Raw genomic sequence first — 3,146 nt, forward strand, 5'->3', positions numbered from 1 at the left:
GGGGTTGTCGGCGTTGCGTTTTGTGGCGTGTCCGTTTGGTGGTGTGGGTGAGCGGATGTATCGGACGGGTGATGTGGTTCGGTGGTCTGTGGGTGGGGGTTTGGTGTTTGTGGGGCGGTCGGATGATCAGGTGAAGGTGCGTGGGTTCCGCATCGAACTGGGCGAGGTCACCGCCGCCGTCTCCGCTTGTCCCGGTGTGGGTTTCGCGCACACCGAGGTGCGCGACGACGCGGTCGGGCAGCCGCGGATCGTGTCGTACGTGACGGCGGCGGGCACCGGCGCGGCCGACCCTGAAGCGATCCGCCGCCACGTCGGCGATCGGCTGCCCGCGCACATGGTGCCGTCGGCGGTCGTCGTGCTCGCCGCGGTCCCGCGCGCCCCCGCGGGCAAGCTGGACCGTGCCGCGTTGCCGGAGCCCGAGTTCGACGCGACCGGCGGCCGGGCCCCGGCCACGCCCAGCGAGGAACTGGTGGCCGCCGCGATGGCCGAGGTGGTCGGCCAGGAGACGGTCTGCGCCGACCACAGCTTCTTCGATGTCGGCGGCAACTCGCTGCTGGCCACCCGCCTGGTGGCGCGGCTGGCGACCCGCACCGGCCATCGGTTCCCGGTCCGGTCGGTGTTCGAGCATCCGACCCCGGCCGATCTGGCTGTACTGCTCGACGAGCGCCCGGCCGACGCGGACGGCGCCCGGCCCGCGCTCACACCGCGCGAACGTCCGGGCCGCATCCCGCTGTCCTCCGCGCAACGCCGCCTGTGGTTCCTCAACCGCTTCGACGCCGGCTCCGGGCTGTACAACATCCCGCTGGCGCTGCGGATGCGCGGCGGGCTCGACGTGGAGGCGCTGCAGACCGCGCTGCGCGACGTCGTGGAGCGGCACGAGGTGCTGCGCACCGTCTTCCCGGACTCCGGTGACGGCCCGTACCAGTCCGTCCGCGCGATCGACGCGCTGTGGCCGCAGGGCACGCCGCTGCGCGAACTCGGCCCCGACGCCGCGTCGATCGCCGAATTCGCCACCGCCGGTTTCGATCTCGCCGAACAGCCGCCGCTGCGGGCGGGCCTGTCCCGGGCCGGCGCCGACGAGCACGTGCTGGTGCTGGTGGTCCATCACATCGCCGCCGACGGCTGGTCGCTGGGACCGCTGGGCGCGGACGTGGTCGCGGCCTACGAGGCCCGCCGCGCGGGCGCCGCGCCGCGGTGGGAGCCGCTGGCGGTGCAGTACGCCGACTTCAGCCTGTGGCAGGACGAATTGCTCGGCGAGGCCGACGATCCCGAGAGTCTGTCGGCGGCACAGCTCGACTACTGGCGGCGGACCCTGGCCGGACTGCCGGAATGCCTGGAGCTGCCGTGTGATCGGCCGCGGCCGGAGGTGGCGTCGCATCGCGGCGCGTCGGTGGTGACACGGGTGGACGCGGCGGTGCACGCGGGCCTGGTGGAGCTGGCCCGCCGCCATGACGCCAGCGTGTTCATGGTCCTGCACGCGGCGCTGGCGATGTTGCTCGCCCGGCTCGGCAACACCGACGATGTCGCGGTCGGCACCGCAGTGGCCGGGCGGTCCGAGGAACAGCTGGATCGCCTGATCGGCATGTTCGTGGCCACCGTGGTGCTGCGAGCCCGAGTCGACGCCGGGCGGAGTTTCGCCGAACTGCTCGATTCGGTGCGCGACGGCGATCTGGACGCGTTCGCCCACGCGGACGTGCCGTTCGAGCGGGTCGTGGAGGCGCTCGACCCCGTCCGGTCCACCGCCCATCACCCGCTGTTCCAGGTCATGCTGTCGGTGCACGACGACCGGCCCGAGGCGATGCGCCTGCCCGGCCTCGAGGTGGTGGGCGAGCCGATCGACTCCGGTTCGGCGAAATTCGATCTCCAGTTCACCCTCACCCAGTCGTGGACGGCCGACCGCGCACCCGGCGGCATCGAGGTGCACCTCACCTACGCGTCCGATCTCTTCGGCGCCGGGACCGCCGAACTGCTCGCGGAGCGGTTCGCCCGGGTACTCGCCGCCGTGGTGGCGCGGCCGCAGACGGCGGTCGGCGACATCGATCTGCTGACCGCCGGAGAGCGGTCCACACTTGTGCCCGCGCACGGCGGCCCCGCCGTGACGGCCCGGCCGCTGGCCGACTGCTTCGCCGCGGCGCTGGCGCTCGGCCCGGACCGGGTCGCGCTGCGGAGCGCGATGGCGGAGTGGACATACCGGGAGCTGGACGAGCGGGCAAATAGCCTGGCGCGCGGGCTGATCCGGCACGGGATCGGCCCCGGCGACGTGGTGGCGCTGGCGCTGCCGCGTTCGGCCGAATCGGTGCTCGCCGCCTTGGCCGTCACCAAGACGGGCGCGGCTTACCTGCCGATCGACCCGCGTCATCCGGCCGAGCGCCTCCGGCACATGCTCACCGACTCCGGCGTCCGGATCGGGCTCGCGGCCGACCCGGCCGCGCTGCCGGACGGCGTGCGGTGGGTGACACCGGCCGAACTGGACAGCGGCGACCCGGCCCCGGTGACCGATCGCGACCGGGTGCGGCCGCTGTCGGTGGACGAGGTGGCGTACGTGATCTACACGTCCGGGTCGACCGGCGTGCCCAAGGGCGTGGCGGTCACCCATCGCGGTCTCGCCAATTTCGCCGCGGCCCAGCGGGAGCGCTACCGCATCGAACCCGACTCGCGCACATTGCATTTCGCCGCGCCGATCTTCGACGCCTCGGTGCTGGAAATGCTGCTGGCGTGGTGTGCCGGTGCGACGATGGTGATCGCTCCGGCGGATGTGTACGGCGGTGACGAGCTGGCGGAGTTGCTGGATCGGGAGCGGGTGTCGCACGCGTTCATCACCCCCGCCGCGCTGGCCAGCATCGACGCGCACCGCTGGCCGCTGCCCGCGCTGCGGTGCCTGGCCGTCGGCGGCGAGGCCTACGGCCCGGAGCTGATGGAACGCTGGGCGCCCGGCCGCATGTTCCGAAACGTCTACGGCCCCACCGAAACCACCATCGTCATGCTGATGTCGCAACCGCTGCGGCCCGGCGATCCGCTGGCGCTGGGTGGTCCGATCGGTGGTGTGGGTGTGGTGGTGTTGGATGGTCGGTTGCGTCCGGTGCCGGTGGGTGTGGTGGGGGAGTTGTATGTGTTGGGTTGTGGTGTGGGTCGGGGGTATGTGGGTC

1 protein-coding gene is annotated in these 3,146 nt (G+C 72.6%); it reads left to right on the forward strand.

Annotated elements, in window-relative coordinates; translation table 11 throughout:
• Window positions 1–130: 130 nt before the first annotated feature.
• On the forward strand, window positions 131–3,146 hold a 3,016-nt coding region (locus QH470_RS34555; protein ID WP_280276595.1), incomplete at its 3' end, for a condensation domain-containing protein.

Source organism: Nocardia wallacei, assembly GCF_029868745.1.
Classification (GTDB): Bacteria; Actinomycetota; Actinomycetes; order Mycobacteriales; family Mycobacteriaceae; genus Nocardia; species Nocardia wallacei_B.